This is a genomic window from Micromonospora sp. NPDC006431 (assembly GCF_042870725.1).
In the GTDB taxonomy this organism is placed as follows: domain Bacteria; phylum Actinomycetota; class Actinomycetes; order Mycobacteriales; family Micromonosporaceae; genus Micromonospora.
Window position 1 is genome coordinate 54,489 of sequence record NZ_JBIAHQ010000009.1, and the last position, 18,836, is coordinate 73,324.

General features: G+C 72.9%; 18 protein-coding genes. 12 read left to right on the top strand and 6 right to left on the bottom strand.

Annotated elements, in window-relative coordinates; all coding sequences use genetic code 11:
• The first annotated feature begins 33 nt into the window (after positions 1-33).
• Positions 34-1,758, top strand: coding sequence for a DEAD/DEAH box helicase (locus ACFYM6_RS17345; RefSeq protein WP_387276548.1), 1,725 nt, complete (start codon positions 34-36; stop codon positions 1,756-1,758).
• A 538-nt stretch (positions 1,759-2,296) separates the two neighbouring features.
• Here ACFYM6_RS17345 and ACFYM6_RS17350 read toward each other — a convergent pair.
• On the bottom strand, positions 2,297-2,530 hold the full coding sequence (locus ACFYM6_RS17350) for a hypothetical protein (RefSeq protein WP_013284786.1): 234 nt from the start codon (positions 2,528-2,530) through the stop codon (positions 2,297-2,299).
• A gap of 245 nt (positions 2,531-2,775) precedes the next feature.
• Positions 2,776-4,386: an RNA polymerase sigma factor gene (locus tag ACFYM6_RS17355; protein WP_387276550.1), complete on the bottom strand. Its 1,611-nt coding sequence runs from the start codon at positions 4,384-4,386 to the stop codon at positions 2,776-2,778.
• A 285-nt stretch (positions 4,387-4,671) separates the two neighbouring features.
• On the opposite strand from ACFYM6_RS17355, the gene ACFYM6_RS17360 reads away from it, so the two are divergent.
• A complete protein-coding gene (locus ACFYM6_RS17360; RefSeq protein ID WP_387276552.1) occupies positions 4,672-5,493 on the top strand; it encodes an inositol monophosphatase family protein in 822 nt (273 codons plus the stop codon).
• On the opposite strand, the gene ACFYM6_RS17365 is transcribed toward ACFYM6_RS17360, so the two are convergent.
• Positions 5,494-6,012 carry a LytR C-terminal domain-containing protein gene (locus ACFYM6_RS17365; RefSeq protein ID WP_387276878.1) on the bottom strand — a complete coding sequence of 173 codons (519 nt, stop codon included), beginning with the start codon at positions 6,010-6,012 and terminating at the stop codon, positions 5,494-5,496.
• Positions 6,013-6,446: 434 nt separating this feature from the next.
• On the opposite strand from ACFYM6_RS17365, the gene ACFYM6_RS17370 reads away from it, so the two are divergent.
• Together ACFYM6_RS17370 and ACFYM6_RS17375 are read left to right on the top strand one after the other, a co-directional pair.
• Positions 6,447-6,743 carry a DUF4193 domain-containing protein gene (locus ACFYM6_RS17370; RefSeq protein WP_073835372.1) on the top strand — a complete coding sequence of 99 codons (297 nt, stop codon included), beginning with the start codon at positions 6,447-6,449 and terminating at the stop codon, positions 6,741-6,743.
• A gap of 134 nt (positions 6,744-6,877) precedes the next feature.
• Positions 6,878-7,768, top strand: coding sequence for a hypothetical protein (locus tag ACFYM6_RS17375; protein WP_387276554.1), 891 nt, complete (start codon positions 6,878-6,880; stop codon positions 7,766-7,768).
• Positions 7,769-7,878: 110 nt separating this feature from the next.
• On the opposite strand, the gene ACFYM6_RS17380 is transcribed toward ACFYM6_RS17375, so the two are convergent.
• Complete coding sequence (locus ACFYM6_RS17380; protein WP_387276556.1) at positions 7,879-8,379, bottom strand: DUF3093 domain-containing protein; 501 nt, start codon at positions 8,377-8,379, stop codon at positions 7,879-7,881.
• 86 nt (positions 8,380-8,465) lie between these two features.
• Here ACFYM6_RS17380 and dut point away from each other — a divergent pair, with 86 nt between their 5' ends.
• From dut to ACFYM6_RS17400, 4 genes are all read left to right on the top strand, one after another.
• On the top strand, positions 8,466-8,963 hold the full coding sequence (gene dut / locus ACFYM6_RS17385; protein WP_387276558.1) for a dUTP diphosphatase: 498 nt from the start codon (positions 8,466-8,468) through the stop codon (positions 8,961-8,963).
• Positions 8,964-8,988: 25 nt separating this feature from the next.
• Positions 8,989-9,669, top strand: coding sequence for a DUF3710 domain-containing protein (locus ACFYM6_RS17390; protein WP_387276560.1), 681 nt, complete (start codon positions 8,989-8,991; stop codon positions 9,667-9,669).
• A 191-nt stretch (positions 9,670-9,860) separates the two neighbouring features.
• The gene (locus ACFYM6_RS17395) at positions 9,861-10,241 is read left to right on the top strand and encodes an OB-fold nucleic acid binding domain-containing protein (RefSeq protein ID WP_357433347.1); all 381 of its coding nucleotides are present in this window, start codon (positions 9,861-9,863) and stop codon (positions 10,239-10,241) included.
• Positions 10,238-10,921 carry a DUF3159 domain-containing protein gene (locus tag ACFYM6_RS17400; RefSeq protein ID WP_387276562.1) on the top strand — a complete coding sequence of 228 codons (684 nt, stop codon included), beginning with the start codon at positions 10,238-10,240 and terminating at the stop codon, positions 10,919-10,921. The genes ACFYM6_RS17395 and ACFYM6_RS17400 overlap by 4 nt, the downstream gene beginning before the upstream one ends.
• 49 nt (positions 10,922-10,970) lie before the next feature.
• Here the strand turns inward: ACFYM6_RS17400 and ACFYM6_RS17405 are convergent, their stop codons facing one another.
• Entirely contained in the window at positions 10,971-11,660 is a 690-nt protein-coding gene (locus ACFYM6_RS17405) for a TrkA family potassium uptake protein (protein WP_073835377.1), read from the bottom strand.
• A gap of 3 nt (positions 11,661-11,663) precedes the next feature.
• A complete protein-coding gene (locus ACFYM6_RS17410; protein ID WP_387276564.1) occupies positions 11,664-12,329 on the bottom strand; it encodes a potassium channel family protein in 666 nt (221 codons plus the stop codon).
• Positions 12,330-12,487: 158 nt separating this feature from the next.
• On the opposite strand from ACFYM6_RS17410, the gene ACFYM6_RS17415 reads away from it, so the two are divergent.
• The 4 genes from ACFYM6_RS17415 (at position 12,488) to uppS (ending at position 18,793) form a co-directional block, all read left to right on the top strand.
• On the top strand, positions 12,488-14,542 hold the full coding sequence (locus ACFYM6_RS17415) for an APC family permease (RefSeq protein WP_387276566.1): 2,055 nt from the start codon (positions 12,488-12,490) through the stop codon (positions 14,540-14,542).
• Positions 14,539-15,780, top strand: a complete 1,242-nt coding sequence (locus ACFYM6_RS17420; RefSeq protein ID WP_387276568.1) for a class I SAM-dependent RNA methyltransferase — start codon at positions 14,539-14,541, stop codon at positions 15,778-15,780. Before ACFYM6_RS17415 ends, ACFYM6_RS17420 begins: the two co-directional genes overlap by 4 nt.
• Positions 15,781-15,898: 118 nt before the next feature.
• On the top strand, positions 15,899-17,845 hold the full coding sequence (gene dxs, locus ACFYM6_RS17425) for a 1-deoxy-D-xylulose-5-phosphate synthase (protein ID WP_357433338.1): 1,947 nt from the start codon (positions 15,899-15,901) through the stop codon (positions 17,843-17,845).
• A gap of 165 nt (positions 17,846-18,010) precedes the next feature.
• On the top strand, positions 18,011-18,793 hold the full coding sequence (uppS, locus tag ACFYM6_RS17430) for a polyprenyl diphosphate synthase (RefSeq protein WP_387276571.1): 783 nt from the start codon (positions 18,011-18,013) through the stop codon (positions 18,791-18,793).
• Positions 18,794-18,836: the final 43 nt, after the last annotated feature.

Genomic DNA, 18,836 nt, shown 5'->3' on the forward strand with positions numbered 1-18,836 from the left:
GCCCGCCGTCGTGCGGTCGGAGAGGAGCTACGCGTGGCACCGCGGTTGCCGGCGCTCGAGACGTTCCCACCCCTGCGTGCCTGGCAACGCAAGGCGATGGTGGAGTACCTGCGTCGACGCACCGAGGACTTCACCACCGTCGCCACGCCCGGCGCCGGCAAGACCACCTTCGCCCTGCGGATCGCCGCCGAGCTGCTGAACGACGGCACCGTCGAGGCCGTCACCGTGGTCGCCCCGACCGAGCACCTGAAGACCCAGTGGGCGCAGTCCGCCGCCCGGGTCGGCATCCAGCTCGACGCCGCCTTCCGCAACGCCGACCTGCACTCCGCCGCCGACTTCCACGGCGCCGTCGTCACGTACGCCCAGGTCGGCATGGCACCGCAGGTGCACCGGCGGCGCACCATGACCCGGCGCACGCTGATCATCCTGGACGAGATCCACCACGCCGGCGACTCCCGGACCTGGGGCGACGGCGTCAAGGCGGCCTTCGAGCCCGCCGTACGCCGGCTGATGCTCACCGGCACGCCGTTCCGCTCCGACGACAACCCGATCCCGTTCGTCGCCTACGAGCGGGGCGGGGACGGCCTGCTCCGGTCCCGCGCCGACTCCGTCTACGGCTACTCCGACGCGCTGCGCGACGGCGTGGTCCGGCCGGTGCTGTTCCTGGCGTACTCCGGGGAGACCCGGTGGCGCACCAACGCCGGGGAGGAGCTGGCCGCCCGGCTGGGCGAGCCGATGACCCAGGACCTCGTCGCGCAGGCCTGGCGTACCGCGCTGGACCCGGCCGGCGACTGGATGCCGCAGGTGCTGCGGGCCGCCGACGCCCGGCTGACCGTGCTGCGCAACGCCGGCATGCCCGACGCGGGCGGGCTGGTGATCGCCAGCGACCAGCAGGCCGCCCGCTCGTACGCGAAGCTGATCGAGCAGGTGACCGGCGAGAGGGCCGCGGTGGTGCTCTCCGACGACCAGGGAGCGTCCGCGCGGATCGCGACGTTCGCGGCGTCCGAGCAGCGCTGGCTGGTCGCGGTCCGGATGGTCTCCGAGGGGGTCGACATCCCCCGGCTGGCCGTGGGCGTGTATGCGACCAGCGCCAGCACCCCGCTCTACTTCGCGCAGGCCATCGGCCGGTTCGTCCGGGCCCGGCGGCCCGGCGAGACCGCCTCGGTCTTCCTGCCCAGCGTGCCGCACCTGCTGGGGCTGGCCAGCGAGATGGAGGCCGAGCGGGACCACGTGCTCGGCAAGGCGAAGGACCCCGACGGCTTCGACGACGACCTGCTGGAGCGCGCCCAGCGGGACGACCAGGCCAGCGGCGAGCTGGAGAAGAGGTTCGCGGCGCTCTCCGCGACCGCCGAGCTGGACCAGGTGATCTTCGACGGCGCGTCGTTCGGCACCGCCGCCCAGGCCGGCACCCCGGAGGAGGAGGAATATCTCGGCCTCCCCGGGCTGCTCACCGCGGACCAGGTCGCGATGCTGCTGAGCAAGCGGCAGGCCGAGCAGCTGGCCGCGCAGCGGCGCAGGGCCGCCGAGCGGACCGCTGAGCCGGCCGCCGAGGCGCCCGCGCCGCCGATGAGCGCCGCCCAGCGCCGGGTCGCGCTGCGGCGGCAGTTGAACGCGCTGGTGGCCGCCCAGCACCACCGGACCGGGCAGCCGCACGGCAAGATCCACGCCGAGCTGCGCCGGATCTGCGGCGGCCCGCCGAGCGCCCAGGCCACCATCGAGCAGCTCGAAGAGCGCATCGCCACCGTCCAAACCCTCTAACCCCACCCACCCACCCACGGTCCAGCGGCTTGATCAAGAGGTTCGCGTCCGGTCCGGGCCGAGTTTCGACCCAAACTTCTTGATCAACGCCCTGGGGGTGGCCCTCAGGCGGTGGGGGCCGGTTCTGTGGGTGGGGCTGGCTGTGATGCCGACGCCCTCTGTTGATCCACTCCGCAAGCGGCGGTATCCATCACCCAACGACACCGCCACATACCGCACACGAAGTCGCTCACCGCGCCCTGCCCCACCACGCGCGACACTTTCGGGGAAAGTGGCCCCTCAGAGCGCCGCGAGGGCCCACTTTCGGCGAAAGCGCGCCTTGAGCACACACCCGGCGGACCGAGGACAGGCCAGCCAGGACCGGCCAACCAGGGCGAGCCTCCAGCCCGTACCCCGAGGCACGAGTCACGCAGCTCGCCCCGCCGGGTAGGTAACGCGACAGCCGGGACATCGGGTCCAGGTGCGGACATCGGGCCGAAAAAGCCGGCCGGAGGCACCTTTCGGTGCCTCCGGCCGGCTTATGTCGGGTTGCGGATTCTCAGTTCGCCATCAGATCGGCGCCACGCCAGCTGAACTCCGGGTCCGACGCGTACCGCACGGTGATCTTCACGAGATCCTCCGCGTACTTGTTCGCGTGGTGCCCACAGAACACCAGCTCGCTCCCACCCGCCAGAGTGATCCGGAGCTTGCCGGCAGCATTGCAGCGGTCGCACCGTTCATCGGCGGCCGGGGGGCTCACCGTCTCGGGCGGCGGCGTGAGGGTCGGGGTCATCGCCTTCCTCCTCTGGTCGTCACCGATGAACACTCTCTTCGGTTGCTCACCTATCGTGCAACACCCTTCTCGGGCCCTGCCTTCCCTGTGTGCCCGTCGGGGACGGAGGTCACACCTGGCGTGGGAGACAGTGTGCCGTGCACCAAGGGTGCCACGTCAACGATCACAAACAGGCAACCGTCAGGTCACCGGTGAGTGTTCTACGGCTGGTGATCAAACCGACACGACTGGTTGACGTGTGGCGGTCAGTCCAGGTAGTCGCGGAGCACCTGGGAACGCGAGGGGTGCCGCAACTTGGACATCGTCTTGGATTCGATCTGCCGGATGCGCTCCCGGGTCACGCCGTACACCTGGCCGATCTCGTCCAGGGTGCGCGGTTGGCCGTCGGTGAGGCCGAAGCGGAGGCGTACCACGCCGGCCTCACGCTCGGACAGCGTCTGCAGGACCTGCTGGAGCTGGTCCTGCAGCAGCGAGAACGAGACCGCGTCGACCGCGACCACGGCCTCCGAGTCCTCGATGAAGTCACCGAGCTGGCTGTCGCCCTCGTCGCCGATGGTCTGGTCCAGCGAGATGGGCTCCCGGGCGTACTGCTGGATCTCCAGCACCTTCTCCGGTGTGATGTCCATCTCCTTGGCCAGCTCCTCCGGGGTGGGCTCGCGACCCAGGTCCTGGAGCAGCTCGCGCTGGATCCGGCCGAGCTTGTTGATCACCTCGACCATGTGCACCGGGATGCGGATGGTGCGGGCCTGGTCGGCCATGGCGCGGGTGATGGCCTGGCGGATCCACCAGGTGGCGTAGGTGGAGAACTTGTAGCCCTTGGTGTAGTCGAACTTCTCGACCGCGCGGATCAGGCCGAGGTTGCCCTCCTGGATCAGGTCGAGGAAGGCCATGCCGCGGCCGGTGTAGCGCTTGGCCAGCGAGACGACCAGCCGGAGGTTCGCCTCCAGCAGGTGGTTCTTGGCCCGCTCGCCGTCCCGGGAGATCCACATCAGGTCGCGCTGCATGTCCCGGGTGAGCTTCTCCTCGCCCTCCTCGGCGGCGCGCAGCCGCTCGGCGGCGTAGAGGCCGGCCTCGATCCGCTTGGCGAGCTCGACCTCCTGCTCCGCGTTGAGCAGCGGCACCTTGCCGATCTGCTTCAGGTAGGCCCGCACAGAGTCGGCGGAGGCGGTCAACTCGGCGTCGCGGCGCGCCTGCTTGAGCGCCTCGGACTCCTCGTCGTCCCACTCGAAGTCGTTGTCGTTGGCGGAGTTGGCCGCGTCGGCCTCGGCGGCCCGGGTCAGCTCGGCCGGCTCGTCGACCACCACGTCCTCGATCTCGGCGGCCAGCTCCTCCGGGTCGATGTCGCCCTCGGAGCCCTCGCCCTTCGGACCGGCCTTCGCCGGCTTCGCCCCGGCGGTCTTCGCCGCCACGGTCGCCTTGGTGGCCCGGGTCGCCTTGGTGGCCTTCGCCGGGGCGGCGGCCTTGGCGGCCCCCTCCGCGGTGGTGCCGGCGGCCTTGCGCGCGGTCGCCTTCCGCGGGGCGGGGGCCGGGACCTCCTCGGCGGCCGGCGCCTGCTTCGGGGCGGGCGCGGCGGCGCTCTTGGTGGTCTTGGCGGTGGTGGCCCGGGAAGCCGGCGTGGCGGACCGGGCGGCGGCCACCCGGCGGCGGGTGCTGGCAGAGCCGTCCACGACCACCGTCACCCCCGCATCGGAGAGCGCACGCAGGATCTTCTTGGCCTGGGCCGGGGTCACCTCAGCGGACTCGACGGTGCGCGCGAGCTGGGCCGACGTGAGCTGGCCGCCGGCGCTCTGCGCGTGGGCGATCAGGGTGTCGGTGAGCGAGCGAACGTCGGCGCCGGTCTGGCGGGGTTCTGTCACGAATGACCTTCCGGAGGCGAAGAGCGAGCACGGCCGGGTCGTCCGGCGCAGCACGGAACGCCGTGCCGGGCGAGTCGTTGAGGGACCCCCGTGTCCCGGACCGGCCGGTCGCTGGCGGTCCGTGGCGCGTGGGCAGGGTGAATTGTAACGCCGTCTGCGGCGATCATCCCCCGCCGCACGGCGTACCGGCGGTATGGACCGCCGATTCGGCGCAGATGTGGACTTTGTAAGGATGATACCCGCGCTCGACCGGGCCGGTCCCGGTCGTGCGGGAAGGGGACGAACATGATCGGCTCGGCGCCCACTCCGCCGGAACTGCTGGAGATCGCGATCACGGTGGCCCGGGACGCCGCCGCCACCGCGCACCGGATGCGGGCCGAGGGGGTGTCGGTCGCCGCGACCAAGAGCACGGTCACCGACGTGGTCACCGCCGCCGACCGGGCCGTCGAGCGCCAGGTGCTGACCGCCCTGCGTACGCGCCGCCCCGGCGACGCGGTGCTCGGCGAGGAGTACGGCGCGGGGGAGACCGGGCCGGCCGCCGACGGCGGGGTGCGCTGGATCGTCGACCCGATCGACGGCACCGTCAACTACCTGTACGGGCTGCCGTACTGCGCGGTGTCGCTGGCCGCCGAGGTGGCTGGCGAGGTGGTGGCCGGGGTGGTGCGCAACATCGCCACCGGAGAGGAGTGGACGGCCACCGCGGGCGGCGGCGCCTGGCGGGACGGGGCGCGGCTGCGCTGCTCCGCCGAGACCGACCTGGGGCAGGCGCTGGTGGCCACCGGGTTCGGCTACGACGCCGGCCGCCGGGCGCACCAGGCCCGGGTAGTCGCCGAGCTGATCCCGCACGTCCGGGACATCCGCCGGATGGGCGCCGCGGCACTGGACCTCTGCCTGGCCGCCGAGGGGCGGGTCGACGCCTACTACGAGAAGGGGCTGGCCGCCTGGGACCTGGCGGCGGGCGGCCTGGTGGCGCGCGAGGCGGGACTGCGGGTGACCGGCCTGTCCGGGCGGCCGCCCGGCCCGGACCTGGTGATCGCCGCGCCGCCGGCGCTCTTCGAGCCGCTGCACACCCGGCTCGCCGCCCTGGACGCCTCCGGCGGCCCCTGACTACTTGTCCTTCCCCGACGTCGGGCAGGTGCCGGTCGGGGCCTCCGGGGAGCCGAGGTCGCCGAGGGACTGGTTGACCTCAGTGGTCGTGGCGAGCTGCTGGAAGGCGTTGCCGAGGATCACGTCGACCGTGTCGTCCGTGCGCTTCGCGTCGTACTGCTGCTCGGCGTTGTCGAGGAAGTAGGCCCGCAGCAGGTGCGCGGAGCCGACTCCCTTCGGGCCGAAGCGCAGCACGGCGACTTCGTCCACGGCCTTGGGGGCGTTGCCGACCTTCTTGACCTGGAACTTGCGGTTGCGGAAGTCGTCCGCGACGCTGCCGGCCCGGCCGACCTCGTCGGTTCCGTTGTACACGTTGATCTTGACGTCCTTCGGCTCGCGCAGCGTGACGTCCGCCAGTGGCCAACCCTTCGGGCAGCCCGCAGCGGTGCCCGCCTTGCCCTGGGTGTCGCGGACCATCGCGACGATGACGAAAACCAGGGCGAGGACCGCCAGCAGACCGACGACAACGAGTGCGCGCACTCGTGCAAAGCTCATCTGGGCGCTCCCCGTACAGAGATTGGGTGGTGGCCGTCGGCGGTCGGGCCGCCCCGCCGGCCGTCAAGTACGCCGCTGAGGTTAACGGTTGTCCGGCGGTGGCGTGGAAACAGCCCGACATGCCGGCGCGCCACCGAGGGAACGGGTAGTACTACCCCTATCTTCGTGTCGCCTGAGTCACATTGGGAACAACTTCGGGCGCAGGGGCGTACATCTCTGCCACGAGGGCGGTATACATGCCTCGCCCAATGGGGGGGTAAGGTTCCGCGCTCGCTGGGGTGTTCTTCTCTGGCGGACTCGGCCCACCGGTCGTCGGGTCGGGTGACCGACACAAAGTGGTGGCCGGCCAGTGGAACCGAAACAGCGTCCTCCGGCGTTACACCCGGAAGTGACCATATCGATATGGGAGAGTGAAACCGATGGCCACCGACTACGACGCCCCGCGTCGCGACGAGGTCGACCTCGGCGAGGACAGCCTCGAAGAGCTCAAGGCCCGGCGGGTCGACTCACAGTCGGGCGCCGTGGACGTCGATGAGGCCGAGGTGGCGGAGAGCTTCGAGCTGCCCGGCGCCGACCTGGCCGACGAGGAGCTCACGGTCAAGGTGCTGCCGATGCAGCAGGACGAGTTCCGTTGCGCCCGGTGCTTCCTGGTCCACCACCGCAGCCAGTTGGCGGTCGAGCGCAACGGCGAGCTGATCTGCCGCGAGTGCGCCTGATCACGACGTGTCTCACCGGCGGCGGCCTCCTCGATGGGGCTGCCGCGGTCCGAGCCGCCGTGCGGCGGTGGCGGGAAGCTGCTTGACTCGTAACCGGCGGCTGTCACGCCGCCCAGAGGCGGGAGGGCGGACGGGTGAGCGAGCACAGCGGGCGGGCCGGGGCACCGGACGCCGCCGGGACCGGCGCCCAGGGGCGGACCGACCGGCCCGCCGAGCCGTCCGCGCCGGCCGTCGGGGGAGCGGCCGAGCCTTCAGCGCCGGCGGCCGGGGGCGGTGACGCGGAGCAATTCGGCGCGACCGTCGCCGCGCTGACCGCGGACGACATCGCCCCGGCCCGGCGCCGGCAGCTGCTCACCCGACTGGTCGGCCAGGCCCGTGCCCGCGGCCTCGCCGACCTGTTCAAGCCGAAGGCCGCGGTCCGCTGGCTCACGGACACGGTCGCCGAGGTCGCCCCGCACGTACCGGTCCGCGACCTGGCCACGCTCCGGCGGCACTTCCCCGGCCTGACCGACGACGAGCTGGCCGAGCGGCTGATCCGCAACGCCGCCCGGGCCACTGCCGGGGTCGGCGCGGCCGGCGGCGGGGTCGCCGCGGTCGAGTGGACGGTCACCCCGACCCTGCTCACCGCCCCGGTGCTGCTGGCCGCCGAGACGGTCGCCGTGGTCGCGATCGAGCTGAAGCTGGTCGGCGAGCTGCACGAGATCCACCGGGTGCCGCTGCCAACCGGCGGCACCCAGCGGGCCGTGGCCCTGATCCAGTCCTGGTCCAGCCAGCGGGGGATCAATCCGATGCTGCCCGGGGTCGGGGTGAGCGCGGTACTGGGCACCGCCGCCCGCCGGGAGCTGCGGGACAGGCTGCTGCGCCGCTTCGGCCGCAACCTGACCACGCTCGGTCCGTTCCTGACCGGTGCCGCCGTGGCCGGTTACCTCAACCGCCGGGCCACCCGGGCCCTCGCCGACCAGCTCCGCAAGGACCTCCGCCGTCAGAGCCGAGAACTCCCCGGCTCCCGCCCCGCCCTGCCCTGACCGCGCCGCGCCTGCGTCCCGCCCGGTCAGGCGCCTCAGGCACGGAAACGGGCTCTCCGGCGGGGCACAGCCACTCGTTCCGGGAATCTGCCCGCAGCAGGGGCGGTGGTTCAGGCGGCGTCGCGGGCGGCGAGGATCGCCGTGGCCAGCTCGACCGGGTGCCGGGTGCTGACCACCCAGAACGGGGTCGGGTCGGCCGGGTCGTCCAGCACCACCTGCACCGCGCCGCCGATCCACGGGCGCTGCACCACGAAGGCCAGCGGGTCCGACCCGACGCCGAGCACCTCGCGCCGGCCGGCGGCGTCCAGCGGGACCACGTCGGCGACGTACCGCACCGGGAGGCGGGCGTCGTCCACCCGCAGCTCGCCGTCGCGGACCGCGACCCGGATCCGGCCCAGCCACCAGAGCGCGACCAGGACCGCCGGGATCAGCAGCACGAACGGCAGCCAGGACCGGACGCCCGTGGCACCCATCCAGAGCTCGGTGGCGAGCAGCCCGGCGACGGCGAGGCCGGCGGGCCAGGCCCACCACGGCAGCCCGAGCCGCTCCGCGTACTCGCGGGTGGCGGCCACCGGCGGGGTCGCGGCGGACGGGGACGACGACAGGCTCACAGTCCGAGGGTACGGCGCACGATCGGCCGGCCAACCGGCAGGATGGCAGGGTCACCCCCGCAAGGACCGGACGGAAGAGGAAGACCGTGACAGACGTCGTACCCGTGCCCGTACGGCAGCTTGATCCGCAGCTGCCGCTGCCGGCGTACGCCCATCCCGGCGACGCCGGCGCGGACCTGGTGGCCGCCGCGGACGTGGAGCTGCCGCCCGGCGGGCGCGCCCTGGTGCCGACCGGCGTGGCCATCGCGCTGCCGCAGGGGTACGTCGGGCTGGTGCACCCCCGATCGGGGCTGGCGGCCAGGCTCGGCGTGACCGTGCTCAACGCGCCCGGTACGGTCGACGCCGGCTACCGGGGTGAGATCCTGGTCAACCTGATCAACCATGATCGGGAGACACCGGCGAAGATCAGCCGGGGTGACCGGATCGCCCAGCTCGTCGTCCAGCGGGTCGCGCGGGCCGAGTTCCGGCCGGTGGCGGAGCTGCCCGCGTCCCGGCGCGGGACCGGCGGGCACGGGTCGACCGGCGGGCATGCCGGGCTGGTCCCGGCCCCGGCGAGCGGGCAGACGGAAGAGGTGGCAGGGTGAGTGTGAGCAGCGGAGGGCGGGCGCAGTGATCTTCTCCCGAAAGCGGGCCGGTGAGGCGCGGCACGCGCGTGACGAGCGGGGCGACGAGGTCCTCGACTCCCCGGCGACCGAGGAGTCGACCGCGCAGGCGACGTCTCGGGGCCCGTACGACGTCTCCGAGGCGCCCGACGCGCCCCGGCTGGACCTGGGCAGCCTCCAGATCCCGGCGGTGCCGGACGTCGAGGTGCGGGTGCAGGCCGACCCGCAGGGCGTGATCCAGCAGGTCGTGCTGGTGCACGGCGACAACGCGTTGCAGCTGGGCGTCTTCGCGGCGCCGCGGTCCGAGGGCATCTGGGACGAGGTGCGCGAGGAGATCCGGCGGTCGCTGTACAACGACGGCGCGGCCGCCCAGGAGGTGCAGGGGGAGTACGGCACCGAGCTGAAGGCCCGGGTCCGCACCCCGGACGGGCTGACCGACCTGCGCTTCGTCGGCATCGACGGCCCGCGCTGGATGGTCCGCGGCGTCTACCAGGGCGAGGCGGCCAGCAACCCGGCCGTCGCCGGCCCGCTGACGGCCTGCCTCGACGGCCTGGTGGTGGACCGGGGCCAGGAGGCCAAGCCGGTGCGCGAGCCGCTGCCGTTGCGGCTGCCCCGCGAGGTGGCTGAGCAGCAGGCGGCCGAGCAGCAGGCCACGCAGCAGGCCGCGCCGGGGCAGCGCGAAGCCTGAGCCGTATCGCACGGGCCCGGCCCGTCGGCTCCTGTCGACGGCGCCGGGCCCGTCGCGTGTCCGGCGCCATCCGGCGGACGCCGGCTCCGCGGCTCGGCCGGATCGGCGTACGCTGGCGGGACGGTTCCGCATCCCGGGGCCGAGCCAGTGCCGGCGCGGCCGGCCAGCGTGGAGAGGGTGACGCGGAGGTCATGACGACCGACGAGAGCCGGGTGTCGCTGCGACGGCTGCTGCATCGGCTCACCGCGAGCGAGGCCGAGATCGAGGCGCAGGAGCTGCGCCGGGAGAGCGCGGAGTCCGGCGGCATGCCGGCCCAGCAGTGCCTGCGGGGCCAGGTGGTGTCGATCAACGGGCGGCTCCGCACGGTGGTCTACACGCCCCGGACCAACCTGCCGACGCTGGAGGCCGACCTCTACGACGGCAGCGACGTGGTCACCCTGGTCTGGCTGGGCCGGCGGCACATCGCCGGCATCGAGCCGGGTCGGCACCTCACCGCCCGCGGCCGGCTGGCCGTCCGGGACGACCGCAAGGTGATCTACAACCCGTACTACGAGCTGGAGTCGCCGAAGTGACGACCGGACAGCATCGGTCCGCCGGGCCGGAACTCGGGCCGGAGGACGACGAACGCCTGCCCAGTCTCGCCGAGCAGATGGCCGACCAGCTCGGCGGCTGGCGGGGCCTGGTCGAGTCGAGCATCCCCGTGGTGGTCTTCGTGATCGCCAACGTGCTGGGCGAGCTGCGCCCCGCGGTGATCGCCTCGGTGGCGGTGGCGCTGCTGATCGCCGGGCTACGCCTGGCCCAGCGCCGGCCGATCCGGCACGCGGTCAACGGGCTGGTCGGCATCGCCATCGGCGCCGCCATCGCCTGGCGGACCGGCGACGAGCGGGACTTCTACCTCCCCGGCATCCTCTACGGGATCGGCTACGGGCTGGCCCTGCTGCTGTCGGCCGCCATCAAACAGCCGCTGGTGGGCTGGATCTGGTCGGTGCTGGTCGCCCGGGGCCGCTCCGAGTGGCGGGACGACCCGCGGCTGGTGCGCACCTTCACCCAGCTGACCGTGCTCTGGGGCGTGGTGTGGCTGGCCAAGGTGGGCGTGCAGGCCGGGCTCTACCTGGCCCACCAGGACACCCTGCTGGGCGTGGCCCGGCTCGCCCTGGGCTACCCGCCGTACGCGCTGCTGCTGCTGATCACCGTCTGGGTGGTGCGCCGGGTGACCCGCGAGACCACGCGGACGGCGCTGCCGGGCGCCTGAGCCCGCCGGCCGTACCGGAATCCCGGCCGGCGGAGCCGAACGGCTGCCGTCAGGCGCCGTCGCGGGTGCGCTCGACGCTGTCCGGCCCGAGGATCACCGCCCGGACCTCGTCCTCCACGGCGGCCGTGCACACGAAGACCAACTCGTCGCCGGCCTCGATGGGGTCGTCCGGGCTGGGCACCAGCACCCGCTTGCCGCGCAGGATCGCCACCAGCGCCGCGTCGCGGGGGATCGGCACGGCGTGGATCGGCTCACCGACGTACGGCGCGGTGGGCGGCAGGGTGATCTCGACCAGGTTCGCCTCGCCCTGCCGGAAGGTCATCAGCCGGACCAGGTCGCCGACCGTGACCGCCTCCTCCACCAGGGCGGCCATCACCCGCGGCTTGCTCACCGCGACGTCGACGCCCCACTGCTCGGTGAACAGCCACTCGTTCTCCGCCCGGTTGACCCGGGCGACCACGCGGGGCACCGCGAACTCGGTCTTGGCGAGCAGCGACACCACCAGGTTGACCTTGTCGTCACCGGTGGCGGCCACCACCACCTCGCAGCCGGCGATGTTGGCCTCCTCCAGGCTGGCCAGCTCGCAGGCGTCGGCGAGCACCCACTCGGCGGCCGGCACCCGGTCCGGCCGGAGCATCTTGGGCTGCCGCTCGATCAGCATCACCTGGTGCCCGTTGTCGATCAGCTCCTGGGCGATGGACCGGCCCACGTTGCCCGCGCCGGCGATGGCGATGCGCATGGCTCAGTGCCCCCCTTCCGGCGGCGCGGCCGCCACCGAGGTGACCGACGGGATGATGTCGTCGGTCACCAGCATGAAGACCTGGTCGCCCTCCTGCACCACCGTGGAGGCAGTGGGCAGGGTGCCGATCCCGAACCGGATCAGGTACGCGACCCGGGCCCCGGCGGCCTCCTCCAGCTCCCGCAGCGACCGGCCGATCCAGTCCTTGTGCACCGGCGCCTCGATGATCGACACGGTGCTCGTCGGGTCGCGGAAGATCTCGACGTTGCCCTCGGGGACCAGGTGCCGCAGCATCCGGTCGGCCGTCCACCGGACGGTGGCGACGGTGGGGATGCCCAGGCGCTCGTAGACCTGTGCCCGGCGCTGGTCGTAGATGCGGGCGGCCACCCGGGAGACGCCGAACGTCTCCCGGGCCAGCCGGGCCGAGATGATGTTGGAGTTGTCGCCGCTGGAGACCGCCGCGAAGGCGTCGGCGCGCTCGATGCCGGCCTGGCGCAGCACCTCGCCGTCGAAGCCGGCACCGGTGACGGTGATGCCGGCGAAGTCGGGGCCGAGGCGCCGGAACGCGTCCGCGTCCTGGTCGATCACCGCCACCGAGTGCCCCCGGGACTCCAGGCTGTGGGCGAGGGTCGACCCGACCCGGCCGCAGCCCATGATCACGACATGCACGGTGTCCGCTCCTCCCACGGTCCGCCCGGCGGACCCGTCGACTGCGAGCCTGCCACGTCCCCGTTGCCGGCGGGGAGCCGACCGTACCGCGCGGACCAACGCGGGGGTGATCAGCCACCCACACCGCATTCCCTGGACTGGTCGTACCCTTGGCGGTTGTGGCCAGACCCACCTCGCTGCTGAAGCGACTCCTCGTCGGTCGACCGTTCCGGTCCGACCGCCTCCAGCACACCCTGCTGCCGAAGCGCATCGCGCTGCCGGTCTTCGCCTCGGACGCGCTCTCCAGCGTCGCGTACGCGCCCGACGAGATCCTCCTGACGCTCTCCATCGCCGGCGCGTCGGCGTTCTTCTTCTCGCCGTGGATCGCGCTCGCGGTCGTCGTGGTGATGCTCACCGTCGTGGCGAGCTACCGGCAGAACGTGCACGCCTACCCCTCCGGCGGTGGCGACTACGAGGTGGCCACGGTCAACCTCGGCCCGCGCGCCGGCCTGGCGGTGGCCAGCGCGCTGCTGGTCGACTACGTGCTCACGGTTGCGGTCTCGATCTCCTCCGGGGTGGCCAACCTCGGCTCCGTGCTCCCGTTCGTGGCCACCCACAAGGTGCTGATCGCGGTCATCGCGGTGGCGCTGCTCACCGCGATGAACCTGCGCGGCCTGCGCGAGTCCGGCACGGCGTTCGCCATCCCCACCTACGGCTTCGTGATCGTGATCGGCGGCATGCTGCTCACCGGCCTGGTCCGGATCTTCATCCTCGGCGACGAGCTGCGCGCGCCCAGCGCCGGCCTGGAGATCCAGGCGGAGCACAGCGTCACCGGTTTCGCCCTGATCTTCCTGCTGCTGCGGACCTTCTCCTCGGGCAGCGCCGCGCTCACCGGTGTGGAGGCGATCTCCAACGGAGTGCCGGCGTTCAAGGCGCCGAAGAGCCGCAACGCGGCCACCACCCTGCTGCTGCTCGGCGTGATCGCGGTGAGCATGCTGTTCGGCATCATCTGGCTGGCCCGGCTGACCGGCCTGCAGTTCGTCGAGTCCCCGAGCCAGATCGTCTCCGGCCCGCCCGGGTACGTGCAGAAGACCGTCACCACCCAGCTCGGCGAGGCGGTCTTCGGCAACGGGGTGCTGCTCTACGTGGTCGCCGGGATGACCGCGCTGATCCTGTTCCTGGCCGCCAACACCGCCTTCAACGGCTTCCCGGTGCTCGGCTCGATCCTGGCCCAGGACCGCTACCTGCCCCGCCAGCTGCACACCCGCGGCGACCGGCTGGCCTTCTCCAACGGCATCGTCTTCCTCGCCGTCTTCGCGGTGGTGCTGATCGTCGGCTTCCAGGCCGAGGTGACCCGGCTCATCCAGCTCTACATCGTCGGCGTGTTCGTCTCGTTCACGCTCTCCCAGGCCGGCATGATCCGGCACTGGAACCGGCACCTGCGCACCGAGCGGGACCCGGAGGTGCGCCGAAGGATGGTGCGGTCCCGGGCGATCAACGCCTTCGGCATGGCGCTCACCGGCACCGTCCTGATCATCGTGCTGATCACCAAGTTCCTGCTCGGCGCCTGGATCGCGATCGCCGCGATGGCGGTGATCTACCTGCTGATGCTGGCCATCCGCCGGCACTACGACCGGGTCGCCGCCGAGCTGGAACCGACCGAGACCCGGGGTGTGCTGCCCGCCCGCAACCACGCCATCGTGCTGGTCAGCAAGCTGCACCAGCCGACGCTACGGGCCATCGCGTACGCCCGGGCGACCCGGCCGGACACGCTGACCGCGGTGACCGTGAACGTGGACGAGAAGGACACCCGGAACCTCCAGGCCGACTGGGAGCGGCGGGAGCTGCCCGTGCCGCTGACCGTGATCGACTCCCCGTACCGGGAGATCACCCGGCCGATCCTGAACTTCGTCGCCTCCACCCGCCGCGAGTCGCCCCGCGACGTGGTCACCGTCTTCATCCCCGAGTACGTGGTGGGCCACTGGTGGGAGAACCTGCTGCACAACCAGAGCGCGCTGCGGCTCAAGGGCCGGCTGCTCTTCGAGCCGGGGGTGATGGTGACCAGCGTTCCATGGCAGCTCGCCTCGACCGCCAACAAGAACCTGGACCGGCTGGACGCCAACCTCAGCCGCGGGCCGGCGCGCGGACCCCGGGTGGCCCCACGCAGCACCCTGCCACCCACCGTCCCGCCGGTGGCCCCCGCCCCGCCCGGCGAGAGCGGAGACCGCGCGTGACGGCGCCGGTCGACGGGCGGCGCGGGCTGGAGGAGGCCGAGCGGGTCGAACTGACCGTGGCCGCGGTCGCCCCGGGCGGGCACTGCGTGGCCCGGGTCGACGGCCAGGTGGTCTTCGTGCGGCACGCGCTGCCCGGGGAGCGGGTGGTCGCCGAGGTGACCGAGCTGCACCGGGGCTTCGCCCGGGCCGACGCGGTCGAGGTGCTGGCAGCCTCCCCGGACCGGGTCGAGCCACCCTGCCCGTACGCGAGGCCGGGCCGCTGCGGCGGCTGCGACCTCCAGCACGTCGCCCCCGACGCCCAGCTCGACTGGAAGACCGCGGTGGTGCGCGAGCAGCTCACCCGGCTCGGCGGCCTCACCGACCCGCAGGTCGACGCGCTCGGCGTTCGGGTCGAGGCGCTGCCCGGCGGGCCGCTGGGCTGGCGCTCCCGGGTCCGGTACGCCGTCGACGGCGCCGGCCGGGCCGGGCTGCTCAAGCACCGCTCGCACGAGGTGGTGCCGATCGACCGCTGCCTGATCGCCCACCCGGCGATCCAGGAGCTGCCGGTGCTCGCCCCCGCCGGGGCCCGCTGGCCGGACGCGGACGCGGTCGAGACGGTCGCCGCCTCCGGCGGGGACGTCAGCGTCACGGCGTACGCCCAGGGCGTGCCCACCCCGGTGAGCGGCCCGGCGGTGGTCCGCGAGGTGGCCGCCGGCCGGGAGTGGCGGCTCCCCGCGTCCGGTTTCTGGCAGGTCCACCCGGCTGCGGCGGACACCCTGGTCGGGGCGGTGCTCGACCTGCTCGACCCGCGCCCCGGCGAGACCGCCTGGGACCTGTACGGCGGGGCCGGGCTGTTCGCCGCGGCCCTCGCCGGCCGGGTCGGTGCGGCCCGGGTCACCCTGATCGAGTCCGCCGAGCCAGGCGTGGCCGCGGCCCGGGAGAATCTGGCCGACCTGCCCGCCGTGGAGGTGGTCGCGGCCCGGGTGGAGACCGCGCTGGCCCGCCGCCGGGTCACCGGCCCGGTCGACCTGGTGGTCCTCGATCCGCCCCGCTCCGGCGCCGGCGCGCCGGTGGTGCGGGACATCGTCGCCGCCGGCCCGCGGGCGGTGGCGTACGTGGCCTGCGACCCGGCCGCCTTCGCTCGGGACGTGCGCACCTTCACCGGCCTGGGCTGGCGGCTGGCCGCGCTGCGCGGCTTCGACCTGTTCCCGATGACCCAGCACGTCGAGCTGGTCGGCCTGCTCCTGCCGCCGTCCTGAGCCAGGCCGGCGGGTCAGGATCCCCGCCGGCCGACGGGGGCCTTCGCACCCCCCGATCCGGCTGCTGTGATCCACGGCCGAGCTGCGGGCTGTCGGGCGGCCGATAGACTCTTCGGTCATGAGTGTTGAAGAGGGCACGGCCAACCGCGGCCGACTGCTGGGCACCGTCCGGGGCCCGCAGGACGTGAAGCGGATGACCGCCGAGCAGCTGGACATCCTCGCCGCCGAGATCCGTGACTTCCTGATCGCCAAGGTCTCCCGCACCGGCGGGCACATCGGGCCCAACCTCGGTGTGGTGGAGCTGACCCTGGCGATGCACCGGGTCTTCGACTCGCCGCGGGACCGGCTCCTGTTCGACACCGGCCACCAGGCCTACGTGCACAAGATCATCACCGGCCGGCAGGAGGGCTTCGACAAGCTCCGCCAGCGCGGTGGCCTCTCCGGCTACCCCAGCCAGGCGGAGAGCGAGCACGACCTGATTGAGAACTCGCACGCCTCCACCGCCCTGTCCTACGCCGACGGGCTCGCCAAGGCGTACGCGCTGCGCGGCGAGCGGCGCAGCGTGGTCGCCGTGGTCGGCGACGGCGCGCTGACCGGCGGCATGTGCTGGGAGGCGCTGAACAACATCGCCGCCGCCGGCAACCCGCTGGTGATCGTGGTGAACGACAACGGCCGGTCGTACGCGCCGACCATCGGTGGCCTCGCCGACCACCTCTCCTCGCTGCGGCTCAACCCCGGCTACGAGAAGGTGCTCGACACCGTCAAGGAGGCCCTCGGCTCGACCCCGCTCGTGGGCAAGCCGATGTACGAGGTGCTGCACGCGGTCAAGAAGGGCATCAAGGACGCGGTCGCGCCGCAGGCCATGTTCGAGGATCTCGGCATCAAGTACGTCGGCCCGGTCGACGGCCACGACGTCGCCGCGGTCGAGTCCGCACTGCGCGCGGCGAAGAACTTCGGCGGCCCGGTGATAGTGCACGCGGTCACCCGCAAGGGCTACGGCTACCGCCCGGCCGAGGAGGACGAGGCGGACTGCCTGCACGGCCCCGGCGGCGCCTTCGACGTCGAGACGGGTCAACTGGTCGCCGCGCCCTCGGTGAAGTGGACCCACGTCTTCGCCGACGAGCTGGTCAAGATCGCCGACGAGCGGCCGGACGTGGTCGGCATCACCGCCGCGATGGCCGAGCCGACCGGGATCGCCAAGCTGGCCCGCAAGCACCCGAAGCGGGTGTACGACGTGGGCATCGCCGAGCAGCACGCCGCCACTTCGGCGGCCGGCCTCGCCATGGGCGGCCTGCACCCGGTGGTGGCCGTCTACGCCACGTTCCTCAACCGGGCCTTCGACCAGGTGCTGCTGGACGTGGCGATGCACAAGCTGCCGGTCACCTTCGTGCTGGACCGGGCGGGCATCACCGGCCCGGACGGCCCGAGCCACTACGGCGTCTGGGACATGTCCGTCTTCGGCGTGGTGCCCGGCCTGCGGATCGCCGCGCCCCGCGACGCCGGCAGCCTCCGCGAGGAACTGCGCGAGGCGGTCGCCGTGGACGACGGCCCGACCATCGTCCGCTTCCCGACCGGCACGGTGGCCGCCGACCTGCCGGCCGTGCGCCGGGTGGGTGCGGTGGACGTGCTGGCCGAGTCGGCGCGTACCGACGTGCTGCTCGTCGCGGTCGGCTCCTTCGGCCAGCTCGGCATGGAGGTCGCCGCCCGGGTGGCCGAGCAGGGTTACGGGGTCACCGTGGTGGACCCGCGCTGGGTCCGCCCGGTCCCGGCCGAGCTGGTCGAGCTGGCCGCCGCGCACCGGCTCGTGGTCACCGTCGAGGACGGTGTCCGGGTCGGCGGCGTCGGCGACGCGCTCGGCCAGGCCATGCGGGACGCCGACGTCCGGGTGCCGCTGAAGGACCTGGGGGTGCCGGCCGACTGGCACCCGCACGGCACGCGGGCGCAGATCCTGGCCGACCTGGGCCTGACCGCGCAGAACGTGGCCCGCGACGTCACCGGCTGGATCTCCGGCCTGGACGCCCAGCCCGTCGAGCCGGCCGCCTCCGAGGCCACCGCCAAGAACTGACTCGGCACGCGAGCGGGTGGTCCTGCACCAGCAAGGCCACCCACCGCAGCTAGGGAAGATCTTGGTAGGAAGTGGCCCCTCCAGGGGTCATTTCCTACCAGGATCGCAGCGTGACCCGGAGGTGCACGGGCAGCAGCAGGGGCGCGCGCGTGGTTTCATCTGGTCATGATCGAGCCCGTTCGTCGCATGGCCTACCAGTTGTACGCCCGCCGCCTGCGAGCGCAGTTGGTCGACGTCTCACTGCCTCGGCACGTTGCCATGGCGATGGACGGGAACCGGCGGTGGGCCAGGCAGATGGGCTTCGACGACCCACGACTGGGGCACCGGTACGGGGCGGAGCACATGCACGAGGTGCTGAGCTGGTGCGCCGAGTTGAGCATCCAGCACGTCACCCTGTTCGTCGCCTCCGTCGACAACGTACGCAAGCGGGCCTCCGACGAGGTGGAGCACCTGATGCGGATGATCGAGGAGGTGGTGGCGGAACCACTGCTGCGGCCGGGCAACCCGTGGCAGCTTCATGTGGCCGGTCGCCCGGACGTGCTGCCCGACTCGACGCGCCACGCACTGAAGCTGGCCGAGGAGGCGACCGGTGCGCGCGGCGGCAACTTCCATCTCACGGTGGCCGTCGGCTACGACGGCCGCGAAGAGATCGTCAACGCGGTCCGTTCACTGCTGGAGCAGGAGGCGCAGACCGGCGCTACCGTCGATGACGTCGCGCAGCGCCTGACCGCCGAGGACATCGCGGCGCACCTGTACACCGGCGGCCAGCCCGACCCGGATCTCGTCATCCGCACGAGTGGAGAACGCCGGATGTCGGGCTTCCTGCTCTGGCAGGCCGCCTACTCCGAGTTGTACTTCTGCGACGTGTACTGGCCCGGCTTCCGGAAGGTCGACTTCCTTCGCGCCCTGCGTTCCTACGCGGCACGCAGCCGGCGATTCGGGGGATGATCATCACGAGAGCCGGCCACCCGGGAGCACGGGCGGGCGGCCC

Bases quoted from the DNA above. Each gene is read 5' to 3' on its own strand.
- uppS (WP_387276571.1), top strand. From the start codon at position 18,011: ATGATCGAGCCCGTTCGTCGCATGGCCTACCAGTTGTACGCCCGCCGC.
- ACFYM6_RS17405 (WP_073835377.1), bottom strand. From the start codon at position 11,660: ATGCGCATCGCCATCGCCGGCGCGGGCAACGTGGGCCGGTCCATCGCC.
- ACFYM6_RS17395 (WP_357433347.1), top strand. From the start codon at position 9,861: ATGACGACCGACGAGAGCCGGGTGTCGCTGCGACGGCTGCTGCATCGG.
- dxs (WP_357433338.1), top strand. From the start codon at position 15,899: ATGAGTGTTGAAGAGGGCACGGCCAACCGCGGCCGACTGCTGGGCACC.
- ACFYM6_RS17370 (WP_073835372.1), top strand. From the start codon at position 6,447: ATGGCCACCGACTACGACGCCCCGCGTCGCGACGAGGTCGACCTCGGC.
- ACFYM6_RS17350 (WP_013284786.1), bottom strand. From the start codon at position 2,530: ATGACCCCGACCCTCACGCCGCCGCCCGAGACGGTGAGCCCCCCGGCC.
- ACFYM6_RS17360 (WP_387276552.1), top strand. From the start codon at position 4,672: ATGATCGGCTCGGCGCCCACTCCGCCGGAACTGCTGGAGATCGCGATC.